General features: G+C 32.7%; 11 protein-coding genes. 3 read left to right on the top strand and 8 right to left on the bottom strand.

Annotation, left to right across the window (positions count from 1 at the left end):
- Positions 1–63 precede the first annotated feature (63 nt).
- The 5 genes from ettA to ABD715_RS11990 form a co-directional block, all read right to left on the bottom strand.
- Positions 64–1,755 (bottom strand): energy-dependent translational throttle protein EttA, encoded by a 1,692-nt coding sequence (gene ettA, locus ABD715_RS11970; protein WP_344788485.1) that lies wholly within the window; start codon positions 1,753–1,755, stop codon positions 64–66.
- A gap of 35 nt (positions 1,756–1,790) precedes the next feature.
- Entirely contained in the window at positions 1,791–1,973 is a 183-nt protein-coding gene (locus ABD715_RS11975; protein ID WP_344788486.1) for a CAL67264 family membrane protein, read from the bottom strand.
- Between the two features lie 155 nt (positions 1,974–2,128).
- Complete coding sequence (locus tag ABD715_RS11980; RefSeq protein ID WP_344788487.1) at positions 2,129–2,845, bottom strand: pirin family protein; 717 nt, start codon at positions 2,843–2,845, stop codon at positions 2,129–2,131.
- A gap of 92 nt (positions 2,846–2,937) precedes the next feature.
- Positions 2,938–3,375 (bottom strand): MarR family winged helix-turn-helix transcriptional regulator, encoded by a 438-nt coding sequence (locus ABD715_RS11985; RefSeq protein ID WP_344788488.1) that lies wholly within the window; start codon positions 3,373–3,375, stop codon positions 2,938–2,940.
- 34 nt (positions 3,376–3,409) lie between these two features.
- Positions 3,410–3,940, bottom strand: coding sequence for an NADPH-dependent FMN reductase (locus tag ABD715_RS11990; RefSeq protein WP_344788489.1), 531 nt, complete (start codon positions 3,938–3,940; stop codon positions 3,410–3,412).
- Between the two features lie 172 nt (positions 3,941–4,112).
- On the opposite strand from ABD715_RS11990, the gene ABD715_RS11995 reads away from it, so the two are divergent.
- A complete protein-coding gene (locus tag ABD715_RS11995; protein ID WP_344788490.1) occupies positions 4,113–5,741 on the top strand; it encodes an acyl-CoA carboxylase subunit beta in 1,629 nt (542 codons plus the stop codon).
- Positions 5,742–5,827: 86 nt separating this feature from the next.
- On the opposite strand, the gene ABD715_RS12000 is transcribed toward ABD715_RS11995, so the two are convergent.
- Both ABD715_RS12000 and ABD715_RS12005 read right to left on the bottom strand, forming a co-directional pair.
- Positions 5,828–6,979, bottom strand: coding sequence for a T9SS type A sorting domain-containing protein (locus tag ABD715_RS12000; RefSeq protein ID WP_344788491.1), 1,152 nt, complete (start codon positions 6,977–6,979; stop codon positions 5,828–5,830).
- A 133-nt stretch (positions 6,980–7,112) separates the two neighbouring features.
- Positions 7,113–9,419: a YfbK domain-containing protein gene (locus tag ABD715_RS12005; protein ID WP_344788492.1), complete on the bottom strand. Its 2,307-nt coding sequence runs from the start codon at positions 9,417–9,419 to the stop codon at positions 7,113–7,115.
- 197 nt (positions 9,420–9,616) lie between these two features.
- On the opposite strand from ABD715_RS12005, the gene ABD715_RS12010 reads away from it, so the two are divergent.
- Both ABD715_RS12010 and ABD715_RS12015 read left to right on the top strand, forming a co-directional pair.
- The gene (locus tag ABD715_RS12010) at positions 9,617–17,023 is read left to right on the top strand and encodes a BspA family leucine-rich repeat surface protein (protein WP_344788493.1); all 7,407 of its coding nucleotides are present in this window, start codon (positions 9,617–9,619) and stop codon (positions 17,021–17,023) included.
- 10 nt (positions 17,024–17,033) lie between these two features.
- Positions 17,034–17,954 carry a PorP/SprF family type IX secretion system membrane protein gene (locus ABD715_RS12015; protein WP_344788494.1) on the top strand — a complete coding sequence of 307 codons (921 nt, stop codon included), beginning with the start codon at positions 17,034–17,036 and terminating at the stop codon, positions 17,952–17,954.
- A gap of 65 nt (positions 17,955–18,019) precedes the next feature.
- Here the strand turns inward: ABD715_RS12015 and sppA are convergent, their stop codons facing one another.
- Positions 18,020–19,783, bottom strand: a complete 1,764-nt coding sequence (sppA, locus tag ABD715_RS12020; protein ID WP_344788495.1) for a signal peptide peptidase SppA — start codon at positions 19,781–19,783, stop codon at positions 18,020–18,022.
- Positions 19,784–19,821: the final 38 nt, after the last annotated feature.

Below are 19,821 nucleotides of genomic sequence, written 5' to 3' on the forward strand. Positions count from 1 at the left end.
TAAGATATATTATAAAAAAAGCCTGCAATAGCAGGCTTTTTTTATGTGTAATAATTAAATATACTATCTAACAAGCTTTTTGTACTTAATACGTTTTGGCATTAAATCTCCACCTAAACGTTTTTTCTTATTTTCTTCGTATTCACTAAAACTACCCTCGAAAAAGTATACTTGAGAATCGCCCTCGAATGCTAAAATATGAGTACATATTCTATCTAAAAACCATCTATCGTGAGATATTACAACAGCACAACCAGCAAAGTTTTCTAAACCTTCTTCTAAAGCTCTTAATGTATTTACATCAAGATCATTAGTAGGCTCATCTAAAAGTAATACGTTACCTTCTTCTTTTAAAGTCATAGCTAAGTGCAAACGGTTACGCTCTCCACCAGAAAGAAGTTTTACTTTTTTATTTTGCTCGCCTCCAGAGAAATTAAATCGACTTAAATAAGCTCTAGAATTTACTTCTTTTCCTCCCATTAAAACCAATTCTTGCTCGTCACTAAAGTTTTGCCAAATTGTTTTTTCTGGATCTATATTAGTATGGCTTTGGTCTACATAAGCAATTTTAGCAGTTTCGCCTACAGTAAACTCTCCTTTATCTGGTGTTTCTTCTCCCATTATCATTCTAAAAATAGTAGTTTTACCAGCCCCATTAGGCCCAATAACACCAACTATTCCTGCTTGTGGTAAGTTAAAGTTTAAGTCATCATAAAGTAACTTATCATCATAACCCTTGCTTACACCTGTGGCTTCAATAACATTTGTACCTAAACGTGGCCCATTAGGAATATATATCTCTAATTTTTCGTCAAGTTGTTTTTGGTCTTGACTCATTAACTTATCGTAGTTTTTTAAACGTGCCTTTTGTTTTGTTTGGCGCCCTTTAGCTCCTTGACGTACCCAATCTAACTCACGCTCTAATGTTTTTTGACGTTTAGAAGCAGATTTACTTTCTTGAGCCATACGTTTAGACTTTTGATCTAGCCAAGACGAATAGTTTCCTTTCCAAGGTATACCTTCGCCTCTATCTAACTCTAAAATCCAACCAGCAACATTATCTAAAAAGTATCTATCGTGTGTTACTGCAATTACAGTTCCTTTATATTGTGCTAAATGGTGCTCTAACCAATGTACAGATTCTGCATCTAAGTGGTTGGTAGGCTCATCTAATAGAAGTACATCTGGTTCTTTTAATAGCAAACGACATAAAGCCACACGCCTTTTTTCTCCACCAGAAAGCACGCCTATTTTTTTATCACCATCTGGAGTTCGTAATGCATCCATAGCAATTTCTAGCTTTGTATCAAGTTCCCATGCATTTGCAGCATCTATTTGATCTTGAAGCTCTGCCTGACGATTCATTAATTTTTCCATTTTATCTGGATTAGAATACACTTCTTCTAAACCAAATTGGTCATTAATTTTATTATACTCATCAAGAATAGCAACTGTTTCGGCAGCGCCTTCTTTTACAACTTCAATTACTGTTTTTTCTGGATCTAACTGTGGTTCTTGCTCTAAAAACCCTACTGAGTAATCTTGCAAAAAGGTTACATCGCCTTGAAAATTTTTATCTACACCTGCTATAATTTTTAACAAGGTAGATTTACCAGAACCATTAAGCCCCAGAATACCAATTTTAGCTCCGTAAAAGAAACTTAAATGTATATTTTTTAAAACAGGAGTATTTGCTCCAGCGAATGTCTTGGTTAACCCAGACATTGAAAATATTATTTTTTTATCGTCGCTCATTTTAACGCTTACTTTATTTTATTATTATTATTAAACTATACACGTCCTTTTAAGGCGTTAAACACCCAAGCCACTGCAAAAAAGCCTAATCCTACAGCGCCAAAGCCCCAGCCTGCTACATCATCGTATTTAAAAGCTCCTAATCCCATTAGTAGTAGCCCCATCAAAATCATTATCCAAGTAGCCCAAGCTAAAACTGTATTTTTATTCATCGCCATAATCTATAATCTTATTATTTGGTTGTTAGTGTAAAGGCAAATATCGTGTTTTTTAATAAAAAAGCATCCTTAAAAGGATGCTTTTTGCTATTAATCGATGTTATATTGTAAATTTTGTGTGATTTTTATTTATTCTAAAAACCGAAATTCTGGTTTTAAGACATGGGTACTTCAATTATAATAAGTTTAGCATATTCTGAAGCATTTATAGTAATGTTTTTTACATCATATACACCTATAGCATCTCTTGCATTAAGCACTTTATTATCTATATTTATTACTCCAGATACAACAAAAACATAAACCCCATTTTTATCTGTTTTTAATTTTACATCTATATTTTTCCCTGCTTCTAAATTTGTACGATATATAAAAGCTTGCTGGCTAATAGGCAGAGCATTACCTTCTAACTTATCTTTTGGAGCTACAACCGTTTCTAATTTATTTAGTTGGTTTGTATCGTTAAATTTGCGTTGCTCGTAATTAGGGGTAACACCTTTTTCTTCAGGGATAATCCAAAGTTGCAAAAAATTAACGTCTTCGGTTTCACTATCGTTAAATTCAGAATGTGTTAACCCTGTACCTGCACTCATAACTTGAACCTCGCCTACCTCTATAGCGCGTGTATTACCTATACTATCTTTATGAGACAAAGCGCCTTTTAAAGGTATAGAAATAATCTCCATGTTTTGGTGCGGATGTGTGCCAAATCCCATTTTGGGTTGTACAACATCGTCATTAAGTACGCGTAACATTCCAAAATTCACACGCTCTTTATTTTGATACCCTGCAAAACTAAACGTATGGTAAGACTTTAACCAACCATGATTGGCAAATCCTCTGGTGTTTGCTCTGTGCACTATAGTTTTCATCTCTATTAATATTTTAAATTATTTTCATTTTTTTGCTAAAGACTATACTCTTGCTAAGAAACCTTATTCTTAAAAAAAAAACGACTATTTATTTATCTAATTTTATCTAATAAATTACTTAATTGTAAAGCCTCTTCTTCAGAGATTTTTTCTAACAAATCATTTTTATAATTTTTATCTATTTGTGTTAACAACGCTAAACCTTTATCTGTAATTTCTATATGTACTACACGTCTATCTTCTGGACACGGTAACCTTTTAATTAATTGTTTATCGTGTAATTTATCCATTAATCTTGTGGCATTAGGTGCTCTTTCTACCATACGCTCTTTAATGGTTTGTACTTTTATAGCTTTGCCCGCTCCTCTTAGAATACGTAAAATATTAAATTGTTGAGGCGAAATTCCATAAGGTTTAAAGTATGCATTTTGCTTACTATTTATCCAGTTTGCTGTGTAAATAATATTTAACAAGGCCTTGACTTTATTATTTAAAAATGTAGAATTAATATCCTTTGAAATATCTCCCATTCTATAATTGCTTTCTGTCTAACTATATTAAAAATTACAATGCCTGATTAAATAGTTTTACTTGTTCTTCAAGTTTTGCATTTAATTCGTTGTTAACAATTTTTCCTTTAGAAAAATTATCTCCAAAAGAAGGTAACGAAAACTCTGCGACAACATAACCTCCCATAAACGGAAAGCGTGCTTTGGCCATTTCTAAAACCGAAATTCCTCCTCTAGCACCTGGCGATGTTGCCATTAAAAGCATAGGTATATCTCCCCATAGTTTACCATCTATTCTAGACATCCAATCGAAAAGATTTTTAAACACTGTAGTGTAAGCTCCATTATGCTCGGCTAGAGATAAAATAATACCGTTAGACGCTTTTATAAGCTCTAAAAACTTATGAGCAAGATCTGGAATACCATTGGCTATTTCGTAATCTATACCATATAGAGGTAAATTAAAATCGTTTAAATCTAACACATTAACCTCAGCACCTTCTACCAAAGTTGATGCGTAAATTGCTAAATCTTTATTAATTGAACGCTTACTGTTGCTTCCTGCAAAAGCTATAATATTTTTCATAATTTCATTTATTTAATGCATTACAAATATAAATCATATATATTTATATTCCAAGGAATATATTTCCATGTTACTAATAATAATCTATATACTAATGTAGTATCTAAAATTTTATATTTAAACTAAAAAAAGAAATACAACTTTTGTACATTAGCAACAAACTATATAATAAATGGATCTTAACTTCAATAAAAACGAAGATCATAATAAACTATTAGTATCAGAGTTAAAAAAAAGACTTGCCAAAGTACATCTTGGCGGTGGTAAAGCTAGAATTGAAAAACATAAGAGCAAAGGTAAAATGACTGCGCATGAGCGTATTGATTATTTATTAGATGCCAAATCTAACGCCATTGAGATAGCTGCTTTTGCAGGAGAAGACATGTATAAAGAACATGGCGGATGCCCATCTGGAGGTGTTGTTGTTAAAATGGGATACGTTAAAGGTAAACAGTGTATTGTTGTTGCCAACGACGCTACCGTTAAAGCAGGTGCTTGGTTTCCTATTACTGGAAAAAAGAACTTAAGAGCTCAAGAAATTGCCATAGAAAACAAATTACCAATTATATACCTAGTAGATTCTGCTGGGGTTTATTTGCCTTTACAAGACGAAATTTTCCCTGATAAAGAACATTTTGGGCGTATTTTTAGAAATAATGCCATAATGAGCAGTATGGGTATTACTCAAATTGCTGCTGTTATGGGTAGTTGCGTTGCTGGCGGGGCTTACTTACCTATTATGAGCGACGAAGCTTTAATTGTAGATAAAACAGGAAGTATTTTTCTTGCTGGCAGCTATCTAGTAAAAGCTGCTATTGGAGAAACTATTGATAACGAAACTCTTGGAGGTGCAACAACACACTGCGAAATTTCTGGTGTTACCGATTATAAATCTAAGGATGATGCTGATGCTTTAGATACTATTAAAAATATTATTGATAAAATTGGTGATTACAACAAAGCTGGATATAATAGGATTGAAGCTAAAAAACCTAAAGAAAATCCTGAAGATATTTATGGAATTTTACCAAAATCTAGAGCAGACCAGTACGATATGTACGAAATTATTAAACGCTTAGTAGACAACTCTGAATTTGATGAATACAAAGCGGGTTACGGGCAAACTATTATTACCGGTTATGCTAGAATTAATGGTTGGGCTGTTGGTATAGTTGCTAACCAACGAAAGTTAGTAAAAACAAAAAAAGGCGAAATGCAATTTGGCGGTGTTATTTATAATGATAGCGCAGATAAATCTACGCGTTTTATTGCTAATTGCAATCAAAAGAAAATACCTCTAGTTTTTTTACAAGATGTTACAGGCTTTATGGTTGGTAGTAAAAGCGAGCATGGTGGTATTATAAAAGATGGTGCTAAAATGGTTAATGCTGTAAGTAACTCGGTTGTGCCAAAATTTACTATTATTATAGGTAATAGTTATGGCGCTGGTAATTATGCAATGTGCGGAAAAGCATACGATCCTAGACTTATTGCTGCGTGGCCTAGTGCAGAACTTGCTGTAATGAGTGGAAACTCTGCTGCCAAAGTATTACTACAAATTGAAAAAGCATCGCTTTTAAAAAAAGGAGAAGAAATTACTCCTGAAAAAGAAACTGAACTTTATAATAAAATTAAAGATAAATACGACAACCAAGTATCGCCATACTATGCTGCTGCTAGAATTTGGACTGATGCCATTATAGATCCTTTAGATACTAGAAAATGGATTTCTATGGGTATAGAAGCTGCAAACCATGCTCCTATTGAAAAACCTTTTAACTTAGGTATTTTACAGGTGTAGTTATAAAAAAAACGCATAAAATGTAATAAAAAGAGCGATTAATTAATTTAATCGCTCTTTTCTTTAAAAAAACAGTTTAAAACTTTTTATTTTTTAATAATTTGTTTTGTTGTTTTTACTCCGTTACTAGTTGTTAGGTGCAAAAAGTAAACGCCTATTTTTAGAAAATCTATACTAAAATTAGTGTCATTTGTAGAATATACTTTACTTCCTATAGCATTATAAATAGCTACGTTGCTAATTTTATTACTTAAACTTTCTATATTAATATCTCCACGTGTAGGGTTAGGAAATACAGTAATTTTATTTTCTACTATTTTTGCTTCTTTAACAGATAATACTATTGGGTTACTATAATTATAAGTTGTTTTATAAATTCCATTTTCAACTTCTTCTAATACTTTATTATAGTATGGAAAATCTTCCGTTATGTATTCCAAACCTGTTTTATCTTTAAAAGGGTGCATAAAACTAGACATTAAAGCTCCAGAATCAAAAGTAAAATCTTTTACATAAGTATCTCCATCATATGTAGATGTTTCCTTCGTTCTATTACCATTAGCAGCAACAATGTACTCTGTTTTTTCGCTTTCATCCCATGTGTTTGTATTAGTATTCCATTCTTGGTAAGTTTGATTAGACACCATATCATTAGCATCATATGTATATAAATCTCTGTAAGTTAAATCCCAATTAGCACCATTAGGATAGTAAATATTAATAACGTCTACTCTTCCATTAGTACCGTATGCTATCTCCGACCTACTATCTATATCCCAATCTGTTCCATTGTGTGTATAACTAATAGATTCATCAACTTTTCCTCCTGCATAAGTAAATTCAATTTTGTAATCAAAATTCCAAGAAGCTCCTTCTTTAGTTTCGTCTATTATTAATGTGTTTAAACCTGCTCCATTATAACTATGAGTAGATCTATAATAATCTTCGAACTGGTTTGTTGTAGAGTTCCATTGTTGGTATACCTCTAAGGTTACTTTATTATTTCCATTATAGGTATAATTGTACTTATAGTTGTTTTCCCAAGTACTAGACACCGAATTCCAAACTAACTCAGTTTGGCTAATTAAATTACCGTTACCATCGTATTCATAATTACTACCAGAATTATACTCCCAGGAACCGCCATTATTATAACCATTTATAGAAGAGTATATTCTATCTTGAGCTTGTAAAGCCATTGTTAAAATAAAAAAACTTAAAATTGTAATTTTCTGCATAATTATTTTGTTTTTTTGTTCTCTCAAATTTAACAAAATCGAAATACTTATAAAATAACCAATATTAGGTATTTATGAAACTACTAAAGTGTTTATAAAAAGCAATTATAAACACTCTAATAGTTTAAACTTTTTAAAGGTTTTGATAAGACAATACTAATCTTTTAAATTCAGATCTGTAGCCATCTGTATCGTCTCCTTTACCAGAAGTTGCTAACTGTACCACTTTATTAACCGTAGTATTATTTGTGTATTTAGATTGACGCAATTGCATACCAAATAGTGCTACTGCAGCTGCAAATTTTAAATCTTGAGAAGCTTCATTAATTTCGTCTTTTTGCACATGTATCATTTCTATGCTTTTATTCTCATCTGGATGCTTATATCTAAACTTAACAGTAAACAATTCGTCTGTATAATTAGAAATACGTTCTGACTTTGTGTATTTTAAACTAGAAACTTTTTTTAAATAATTACTCTTAATACCTACCGGAATTACTTCGTATAAAGCTGTAACGGTGTGCCCGCTTCCTAATTCGCCAGCATCTTTAGTATCATCTATAAAATCTTCGTCTTCAAGTATTCTATTTTCGTAACCAATTAACCTATAAGCTTGTACTTTTGTTGGGTTAAATTCCACTTGTATTTTTACATCTTTAGCTATAGTAAACAAAGTGCCTCCAAACTCTTTACCAAAAACCTTTTGGGCTTCTTGCATATTGTCTATAAATGCATGGTTACCATTACCTTTATCGGCAAGAGTTTCTAATTTAGAGTCTTTGTAATTTCCATATCCAAAACCTAAAACAGATAAAAATACGCCACTTTTTCTTTTTTCTTCAATAAGCTTGCTCATAGCCTTATCGCTAGAAGCACCAACGTTAAAATCGCCATCGGTTGCTAAAATCACTCTATTATTTCCTCCTTTTACAAAGTGTTTTTCTGCCAATTTATAAGCCAGTTTAATTCCTTGTCCGCCAGCAGTAGACCCGCCAGAATTTAAATAATCTAAAGCTTTTATAATTTCCTCTTTATGCTTGCCAGATGTTGGTTTTAAAACAACTCCTGCAGCACCTGCATAAACAACAATAGATACTTTATCTTTTTCTCGTAATTGATTAACTAAAAGTTTAAAAGCTTGTTTTAAAAGAGGTAATTTGTTTTGAGAGCTCATAGAACCAGAAACATCTATTAAAAACGTTAAGTTAGATGCTGGCAAGGCTTCATTGTTATAAGTTTTACCTTGTAAGCCTATTTTAACAATTTTAGTATCTAAATTCCATGGTGTTTTTGCAACCTCTGTATGAATAGAAAATGGGTGTTTACCCGTTGGCTGCGGATATTTATAATCGAAATAATTTATCATCTCTTCTGTTTTCACTGCATCAGGATTTACTGCTACTCCGCTATTTATCATGCGTCTTACATTACTATACGAAGCCTTATCAACATCTATAGAAAAGGTAGATAATGGCGATAATGTTGTTCTCTCAAAGTTATTTTCGTCTATTACAGCATAACTTTCATTATTTTTAATTCTAAAATTCCCTTGATGCGTTGTTATAACTACACATCCGTTTTTAGCTATTTTACCAAATTTTTTCTTGGCCTCTCCTTTGTTATAACTATTTCTAGAATCGACATCCGATTCTGGTAAATTTTTAATAATGTAATTATTTTCTTTTTTAATAGGAGCCCCATCAACAATGTATAATGGCTCATTTTCTAAATTACTTTTTCCCTTTTTAGTAGAAATAAGTATAACACCATTAACACCTCTATTACCATAAATTGCAGTACTAGCATTGTCTTTTAAAATATCTATAGATTTAATATTATTGACATTTAATTGCGGATCTGAATTGTATGGTACACCATCTACAACATATAGTGGTTTATTTTTACCTTTTAAAGAATTATACCCTCGTATTAATATTTTAGAATTAGCGTTAGAAATACCCTTGCTCTTTACAACATTTAAACCTGCTACTTTTCCTTGAAGCGTTTTTACAGTAGATTCTGACTTAATTTTGCTTGCCAATTGACTATGATAAGCCCTTTGTGTTTTTCGCTTTATTTGCGCTGCAGATGGTTTGCTATACGATTTGTTTTGTGTGCAATAACCAATAACAACCACTTCTTCTAGGGCAGATAAATCCTCATTTAAAACAACATTTATAACATTTATAGCCCCTACTGTTACCTGCTTACTTGTATAGCCTAAAAAAGAAAAAACCAATACATCTTTCTCTTTTACTTTAATCTTGTACTTACCATCAAAATTAGTAACAGCACCCTTAGTTTGGCCTTTTACAATTATAGATGCACCTGCTATAGGCATACCATCGGCAGAAGATGTTATAACTCCTGTTATTAATTTTTCTTGAGAAAACATTTGCATCGATATCAATACAAAAAAGGTTTTAAAAAATAGTTTCATAATAGTTGATTTTTAAGTTCTGTATAAAACTATAGTCAAGCTGCCTTTTATAAAACCAATAATGAGTGAAATGTTCTTTTGAATGAGTAACGTCGATTAAAAGAGACAAACTATTTGAAAATAACTGCTTTAAATTGTAAAGTAAAATTTTAACATTATTTTAGCCACCTAATTATAGCTATAAACACTCCCGACACATGAAATATATATTAGGCCTACTCTTTTTATTTTCAAGTATTTCTCTGTTTTCTCAGACAGAATTTATTTCTACATGGAAAACATCTAATATTAGTACTGGATCTTCTGCAAACAATGCGGTTAGAATACCTACAAACCCAGCATATACAACTTATAACTATAATATTAATTGGGGAGATGGAAATACAGACTCTAATGTTACAGGAGATATTACACATACTTATGCGTCTAGTGGCACGTATACTATAGAAATTTCAGGAGATTTTCCTTCAATTTATTTTAACAATTCTGGTGATGTCGAAAAAATAATAGAAATTCTTTCTTGGGGAAATATACAATGGCAAAGCATGGAAAATGCTTTTTATGGTTGTACTAATTTAAATTTTGATGCTATTGATTCTCCTGATTTAAGTCAAGCCACTTCTTTAAAAAATATGTTTAGAGACGCTACTTCTTTTACAGGAATAGTTAACGATTGGGACGTTTCAACAATTACTGATATTTCTGGAATATTTTCTAACTGTAATATTTTTAATCGCCCTGTAGATAATTGGACAACAAACTCTGTTACCGACATGTCCGAAACATTTAAAAACACTGCTTTTAATCAGCCTCTAGATAATTGGAACACCGCTTCTGTTACCAATATGAAAGATATGCTATATGCTTGTGTAAATTTTAATCAAAATATTAATAACTGGAACGTTGGCAAAGTTACCGACATGTCTGGAATGTTTATTGCCTGCAGAAGGTTTAACCAACCACTTAACAACTGGAATGTTAGCCAAGTAACCGATATGAGTTTAATGTTTTTTAGAACCAACGACTTTAATCAAGACTTAAGTAAATGGAAAGTTGGAAATGTTACAAATATGCAGCGTATGTTTGACGAGTGTGCTATTAACTACCCTATGAATGATTGGGATGTATCTAAAGTAACCAATATGTCGCAAATGTTTACAAGCACTCCAAACTTTAACCAGCCACTTAATAAATGGGATGTAGCAAATGTTACCAATATGTCTGGAATGTTTGAATCTGCACAGGCATTTAATCAACCTATAAATAGTTGGAATGTTTCTGCTGTTACCAACATGTCATCCATGTTTGGATCTCATTCTACCTATAATCAATCCGTTTTTAATCAACCTATAAACAGTTGGAATGTTTCTGCTGTTACCAACATGTCATCCATGTTTTCAAACAATCAGGTTTTTAATCAAAATTTAAATGATTGGGATGTTTCTGCTGTTATCAATATGTATCAAATGTTTAATAATACTGATGCCTTTAACCAACCTCTAAACAATTGGGATGTAAGTAACGTAACTAATATGTCTCAAATGTTTAGACAAAATGATGGTTTTAATCAGACTTTAAATAGTTGGGATACAAGTAGTCTAACTAATATTTCTTCCATTTTTGCAAATAATACCATATACAATCAATCGATAAACAATTGGAATATTAGCAAAATAAGCAATATGAGCAATGCTTTTAGCAATGCTAGTGCTTTTAATCAAAATTTAGGGGTTTGGGATATATCAAACGTATCTAACATGACAAACATGCTATCTAACTCTAACATATCTCAAGAAAACTACGATAATACCTTAATAGCATGGTCTGGTTTAACCGTAAAAACTGGTATTAATTTAGGCGCAACAAATTTACAATATTGCGATGCATTAAGCCAAAGACAAAATTTAATAGATAACCATGGATGGACAATAACTGGAGATGCTGTTAACTGCTCTTATGTTTTATGTACAGAGATAACCATGCCACATGCTAGCGATACAGAAACACCTGCTAACAGTGACATTAGATGGAACCCTGCTCCAAATGCAACAGGCTACCGAGTAACTATAGAGTTTGAACGTAATGGCATAAGGAATTATGTAACAATAAATGGCAACCCTGCGAACAACTATGATGTAGGTAATGTAGTTGGAGTAAGTTTTACAAATGAGTTTATGGCAAACGATATGGTTTTTGCTACCGTTGTACCTTACAACAACGAAGGCCCAGCAACAGGATGCCAAGAGATAAGTTTTACTGTAGTAGAAAGTTGGGTTAATAGTCCTGATGCTTTTAAATTGACTTATGATACGCGTATTTTAAAAAATGGCACTACTGCAGCAAATCAATTAAAAATAGAAGCAAATACAGGCTATCCAGATTACCTAGTTTACGATTACTCTATAGATTGGGGAGATGGCCAATACGATAACCATGTAAGCAATGATATAACACACACATACTTAACACCAGGTATTTACACCGTATCTATAATAGGAGATTTTCCTGCGCCACAACACTACTACTCGAATACAGATGCTATTAAACTACTTTCTATTGACCAATGGGGAACACAAGTTTGGCAATCTATGAATCTTGGCTTTTACTACTGCGAAAATATGGAGTACAAAGCTACAGATACCCCCAACTTATCTAATGTAACAAATATGAGTAACATGTTTGCTGGCTGTAATTTATTTAATGGAAATATTAATGATTGGGATGTTAGCAATGTTACCAATATGAGCTACTTTTTAATTGGTGCTCGAAGTTTTAATCAACCATTAAATCTATGGAATGTAAGCAATGTCGAGAACATGTCTGGTATGTTTTTTAGTTGTAAAGAATTTAACCAACCCATAGGAAACTGGACTACTACTAGTGTTACAAATACCTCTAGAATGTTTAATGGCGCAAGTGTATTTAACGACCCCTTAAATGATTGGGATGTTAGTAAGGTTGTAGACATGAATCAAATGTTTGCTAACACTAATGCTTTTAACCAACCCCTTAATAAATGGGATGTAAGCCAAGTTTTGGACATGTCAGAAATGTTTCAAAATACTATGGTTTTTAATCAAGATATTGGTGTTTGGGATGTTAGCAAAGTAACAGACATGAGTAGTATGTTTAGTAATGCAGGTGTATTTAATCAACCTTTAAACACTTGGGATGTATCATCTGTAACAACCACATCGTCTATGTTTAGTAATGCCGATGCATTTAATCAACCATTAGAAGATTGGGATGTATTAGCTGTAACCAACATGGCAAGTATGTTTAGTGGTGCACAAAGTTTTAACCAAGACATTAGTAAATGGCAAGTTACAAACGTTATAAATATGTCTTATATGTTTAGCAACGCTATAGCTTTTAACCAACCGCTAAATACCTGGGATGTTAACTCTGTTGTAAATATGAGAGCTACTTTTCGTAATGCTTCAGTATTTAATCAGCCTTTAGATAATTGGGATGTAAGTGCAGTAGCAAATATGACCGAAATGTTTGAAGATGCATCTCTTTTTAATCAGCCTATAAACATATGGAATGTTAGCTCGGTAACCCTTATGGAGTCTATGTTTGAAGACGCTATTAGTTTTAACCAACCTTTAAACTCTTGGAACACCGCAGTAGTAACTAATTTCGAGGCTATGTTTAAAGGTGCTTTACTATTTAATGAACCCCTTTCTAACTGGAACACAGGCGAAGCATTAACCATGAAAGCCATGTTTAGAGAAGCTGCAACTTTTAATCAGAATATTGATTCTTGGAATGTTTCTTTTGTAACCACTCTAGAAGCCATGTTTAACGATGCCATAACTTATAACCAAAATATGAATTCTTGGAACGTAGCTTCTGTTACTACCACAGAAGATATGTTTAAAGGCGCAACCACATTTAATGGAGATATTAGCGCTTGGAATGTAAGAGGTGTAACTACCATGGAAGAAATGTTTAGTAACGCAACTAGCTTCAACCAAAACCTTAATAACTGGCGGGTATTGGGAGTAAATAATATGGATTATATGTTTAGAGAAGCATCTACCTATAACCAAACTATGAACTTATGGAATTTGGGAGATGTAAGCATGCGCTCTACTTTTTTTAATGCAACAGCGCTTAATCAATACTTAGGCGATTGGGATGTTAGCCATGTAACTAACATGAACGATATGCTAGATAATACTGCACTTACAAGAGAAAACTATGACAATACATTAATTGCTTGGTCTGAGCAAACACTAATTAATAGTATTACTCTTGGCGCTCAAGGGTTACCGTATTGCGATGCTCAAGAAGAAAGACAAGCTATAATAGACACCTATGGTTGGATATTTGACCAAGACGTTCGCGATTGTCCTATTCCAGAATGTACACAATTGGCCTCTCCTTTAAATGGAGACACCAATGTCCCTGTTAATACAAATATTAATTGGAATGCTGCTCTTTTTGCTCAAGGATATCGCTTAACCGTTGGTACAAGCCCTGCAGGAAATGATATTGTAAACAATACCACTATTATAAACGAAACCTCTTATGAATTTGCTTCAGATTTTAATATAGGAGCTATTATTTACGTTACTATAATTCCTTTTAACGATGAAGGTGATGCTCTAGGACCATGTATAGAAGAAAGTTTTACAATTTCTAGTAATCCTGCAACAATACCAGAATGTACAAGTCTAACCGAGCCATTAAATAGCGATACAGATGTAGCTGTAACTACAAATTTAAGTTGGACACCTATATCCAACGCAGATGGATATAAATTAACTGTTGGTACTTCTAGTGGCTCTAATGATATACTCAACAATGAAGATGTTGGCAACGTTATTACGTACAATTTCCCAACAAATCTACCAGAAGACAGCGATATATTTGTTACTATAACACCTTATAATAGTGAAGGTGATGCTTCTGGATGCTCACAAGAAAATTTCCATACAGAAATAATCCCTGTCCCTCCAACATGTACCAGTTTAACTTCGCCTTTAAACCAAGCTACAGATGTTGCTATTAACACTCAATTAAGTTGGAACGCCATATCCAATGCCACTGGCTACTTAGTTATTGTTGGTATAACATCTGGCGGTATCGAAGTTGTTAACAATATTGATGTAGGTAATTTTACAACTTACGACATTCCAAACGATTTACAAGAAGCAAGATTACACTACGTTACTATTATTCCATATAATGATGAAGGTGATGCAATGGGCTGTATAGAAGAAACCTTTACAACCGAAGACCTAAGTACTACGCCACCATGCACAACGTTATCTACACCTCTTAATAACGCCACAGAAGTTGATCCTAGTACAAGCATAGCATGGACAAGCACTACAACCGCTACAGGCTATAAGCTTATAGTAGGGACAACTAGCGGAGGTACTGAAGTTTTTTCAGGCGATGTTGGAAACGTTACAACTCACAACCTAACTTCTAACTTACCCGAAAGCACTGTTATTTATGTAACCGTTACTCCTTATAATGCCAATGGAGATGCCTTAGGTTGCACAGAAGAAAGCTTTACCACAAACGGTGTTCCTTTATGCACCTCTTTAATTAGTCCTTTAAATGCTACTACTAACGTAGCAAATAACACAGAACTAGAATGGACTCCTACCGCCAATACTAGTGGCTATAAACTAACAGTTAATGCCAGTAGCAGCACAGCTAATAACATAACCAATTTTAATGTTACTACTAGTACAACATACACGTTTGCTAACAATTTTGAACAAGGTGAAACCGTTACTGTTACCATTACACCTTATAATGGTATTGGTGATGCCATAGGATGCACTTCTGAGAGTTTTACAATAAAACCTATTCCAACCTGTACAACTTTAAGCAACCCTATAGCTGGTGCAGTAAATATGGAAATTAACTCAGATATAACATGGAATACAGTTACAGATGCAACAGGTTACAAGCTTACGGTTACTGGTAGTGAAAGTACAGCAAATAATATAACCGAATTTAATACAACAGCTACAACCTATAATTTTGCAAATAATTTCGAGCCAGGAGAAACAGTAACTGTTAGTATTACACCTTATAACGAATCTGGAGACGCAATAAATTGCACGTCAGAAAGCTTTACTATTAAGCCACTACCTTCGTGTACCAATTTAATATTTCCTAGAGATGGAGCTACAAATGTTGCTATAGACACTAATATTGAGTGGACAACCATTGCAGAAGCTAACTCTTATAAATTAACAGTTAATGCTAGTAATAGCACAGCAAATAATGTGACAGATTTAATTATATCTAACGGAAACACTTATAGTTTCCCAAATCATTTCGATCAAAATGAAACAGTTAGTGTAACTCTAATTCCTCTTAACACCTCTGGTGATGCTATAGGCTGTAATCAAGAAAATTTTGAAACTGGCGATTTTGCTAATTCCGATCCTCCAACATGTACAAACCTTATCAATCCTCTTAATAATGCTACAGATGTTTCTATAGAAACAAACTTAAGTTGGACTTCTGTTAATAGAGCCACTGGTTACAAACTATCTATTGGAACAAACGCTGGTGCTAATAATATTTTAAATAATGAAGATGTTGGTAATATTACATCTTATGATTTAGTTGATGATTTACCCGAAACCACCACTATTTTTGTAACCATAACTCCTTATAACAACATAGGTGATGCTATAGGATGCCATGAAGAATCTTTTACAACTGAAACCTTACCTACCGCTCCAAATTGCACAACTTTATCATCGCCCATAAATAATGCTACAAATGTAGATATAACCACAAATTTAAGTTGGAACATCGCTACAGATGCCACAGGTTACAAATTATCTGTTGGAACAAATACTGGCGCTAACAATATTTTAAATAATGAAGATATTGGAAATATCACATCTTATAATTTTTCTAATAATTTACCAGAAACCACTACCATTTTTGTAACCATTATACCTTATAACAATATAGGTGATGCTATAGGATGCTATGAAGAATCTTTTACAACTGAAACCTTACCTACCGCTCCAAATTGCACCACTCTTATTTATCCTAATCATAATGCCATTGACATAGATGCTAGTACAGATATTACCTGGGAAACCGTTTTAAATGCAGATGGCTATAAAATATCTTTAGGAACCACACCAAAAGGAACCGATGTTTTAAACAATATAGATGTTGGTTTTACAACCTCTTACAGTTTAAATGAAGCCCTAGAACTGGGCACAACGTATTATATAAACATTACACCATACAACAGTGTTGGAGATGCTAATTCTTGTTCAGAAAAAATATTTACGACCTTATCCCCTCCTAAAAACGATGTTAAATACGGTTTTTCTCCTGATGGAGATGGTATTAACGACTTTTGGACAATTGATGGCATGGAAAATCACCCAGATAATATGGTTACAATTTATAACCGCTGGGGAGATATGGTTTTCCAAACACAAGGCTACAACAATACAACAAATGTATTTAAAGGTATAGCCAATAAAAAAACAAAAATGGGAGCTGGTGTATTACCAGAAGGTACATACTTCTTTCAATTTACCATTAATGGCGCTCATAATTTTGACAAACTAAAAGGTTTCGTTGTTATAAAAAGATAAACCCTAACAAATGAATATTACAAAAAAAATAATAGCTTTAGCTATATTAATTGGGTTTACAATTTGCTTAAATGCACAACAAACCCCTATGTTTTCAGAGTATAACTACAATCCATTTTTAATAAACTCTGCTTATGCTGGTTTAACTAGAAACACAGAGTTTTCTATGAGCAACGCTGGCTTTTTTAATCAATTTGAAGGTAGCCCTAGAAGTTTTTCTTTTAGCGGGCACGGGGCATTAAGTAACAATAAAATGGGGCTTGGTGCTGGTATAATTCGAGACGAAATAGGAGTTACTACATCCACTTCTTTTTTTGCAGCCTATTCTTATAAAATATTTTTCGATTTTAAAAGTAACAGGCCTTACTGGCAACTCTACGATGCTGGTGTTCTATCTTTTGGCATTACTGCAGGTTTGCAGCAATACCAAAACAACTTAACAGAATTGGGTATTATAACCGATCCAAAGTTTGCTCAAGATATAAACACATCTATACCAACAGTGGGTTTAAGCTTTTTATTTAACCATGCTTCTTTTTATGTCGGGTTTTCTACTCCAAATGTTATAGGAGACGCCTTAGCATCAAACGATAGATTGATTTTAAAAAGTCCTTTTTATGGATATTTAGGCTATCGTATTTACAGTAACCGTTTTCGCGATTTAATGATAAAACCTAATCTCTTATTAAAACATGAAGAAGGCTCCCCGTTACAAGCAGACATTAACGTTGCTGTTAGTTTTAAAAACAAATTTGAAATAGGAACAGGTTATAGAACAAGTAATTCTATAAACTTTTTAGCAGGATTTTATTTATTTAATAATATTCGGGCTATTTATAACTACAATATAGCTAATAAAAATTCTCCTTTAGGTAATACACATGGCTTTATACTAAGCCTACAACTTGGAGATGGTTATCAAACTAACTAAATTTACAAAAGTAAAACAGATGCAAAAATGCATCTGTTTTTATTTTAAAAACTATTAAAATAGTTTTATTTAATTTCTACATCAAAAGGAAATAATAGTTGCACACCTTTACGTTTCGACATAGCCTTTATTTCTTTCAATATTTTATAATTTTCTTCTCCTAGCTCTTCTATTAAAATAGACTCTTTTGTTTTAACCAAACCAAAATCTTCTAGCATTTTATCTAAGTTTTTTTCAAACACTGGGAATTCTTGAATTTTATAACTATCCATTTCTACTTGTTGTGCAGCATATTGTAAAGCTAAATCTAATCCACCTAACTCATCTACCAACCCATTCTTTAAAGCATCACTTCCTGTCCACACTCGACCTTGAGCAATAGTCTTCACATCATCTTGTGTCATATTTCTTCCTTCTGCCACTCTACCAGTAAACAATTCATAAATATCTACAATTCCTTCTTTAATAAATGCACGTTGCTCATCATTTAAATGCTCAAAAAAGCTATAAGTTACTGCATTTTTATTTGTTACTACCTGTTCTGCATTTATTCCCCAACTATCTGCCAGTTCTTTTGCATTAGGCAATGTGCCAAAAACACCAATACTGCCCGTAATAGTTGTGGGTTCTGCAAAAATTCTATCGGCATTACAAGCAATATAATATCCTCCAGAAGCAGCTAAATTACCCATAGACACAATTACAGGTTTTACTTTTTTAGTAAGTTCTATTTCTCTCCAAATTAGCTCACTCGCTAAGGCACTTCCTCCGGGAGAATTAATTCTTAAAACAACTGCTTTAATTTTATCGTCTTCCCTAGCTTTCTTTAAAGATTTGTTCATACTGCCTTGCCCAACAAAACCTAAATCGCCTTCACCATAAATTATTTCACCTTCTGCATAAATAACAGCAATCTTATTTTTATAATTTCCTTTTCTAACTTTAGGCGCAACATATTTAGCATACTTTTTAATGGTAATACGCTCAAGTTTCTTTTTGTCTTCAACATTTATAGCTTGCTTTAAATCGCCAATATACTCATCGTAGTAAGCAACACGATCTACCAAATTAGCTGCTTTAGCTAATTTCGCATTTCTAGCTAAAAGGCTATCTGCAATAGTATTAAGTCTAGTAACAGTAACACCTCTACTGTCTGATATTTCTTTTTTTATCTCGCTCCAAATAGAATTTAAATACACCGTTATTTGTTCTCTATTATTTGCACTCATTTTGTTTGCTAAATAAGGCTCTACAGCACTTTTATACTTACCAAAACGAACAACTTCCATTTTTAAACCCGATTTTTCTTGAAAATCTTTATAGTATAAACGCTGAGAATACAAACCCTTAAACTCCATAGCTCCAACAGGGTTTATATAAACAGTATCTGCAACCGAGCTTAAATAATAATCTTTCTGTGTGTAAATATCGGCGTAAGCAGTTATAAATTTCCCTGACGTTTTAAACTTTAATAAAGCATCCCGAAGCGCTTTTGTTTGAGATATACCAGCATTAATAAAATTATTTTCGATAGAAATTCCTTTAATATTATTATCTGTTGCTGCATAATTAATGGCATCAATAATATTAAAAAGGCCATTTTTTTCGTTTTCATTTAAAAAAGGATACTCAGCAAATTCTGTTTTACCTGCATAATCTTTAATAGGAAAATCTAATTTTAAATCTAATACCGTATTGGGTTTTACTTTAATTTCTTGTTCAGATCCAGATCCAAACAAAACACCTAAAAGAAATAAACCAACAAAACAAATAACACAGAAAATTATAATTCCTGTAATTGTAGATAAAACGCGCTTAAAAAAATTCATAAATTTATAGTTTCCGTATTAGTATTAAAATTGACGAC

This window comes from Postechiella marina (genome assembly GCF_039538365.1).
Taxonomy (GTDB): Bacteria; Bacteroidota; Bacteroidia; order Flavobacteriales; family Flavobacteriaceae; genus Postechiella; species Postechiella marina.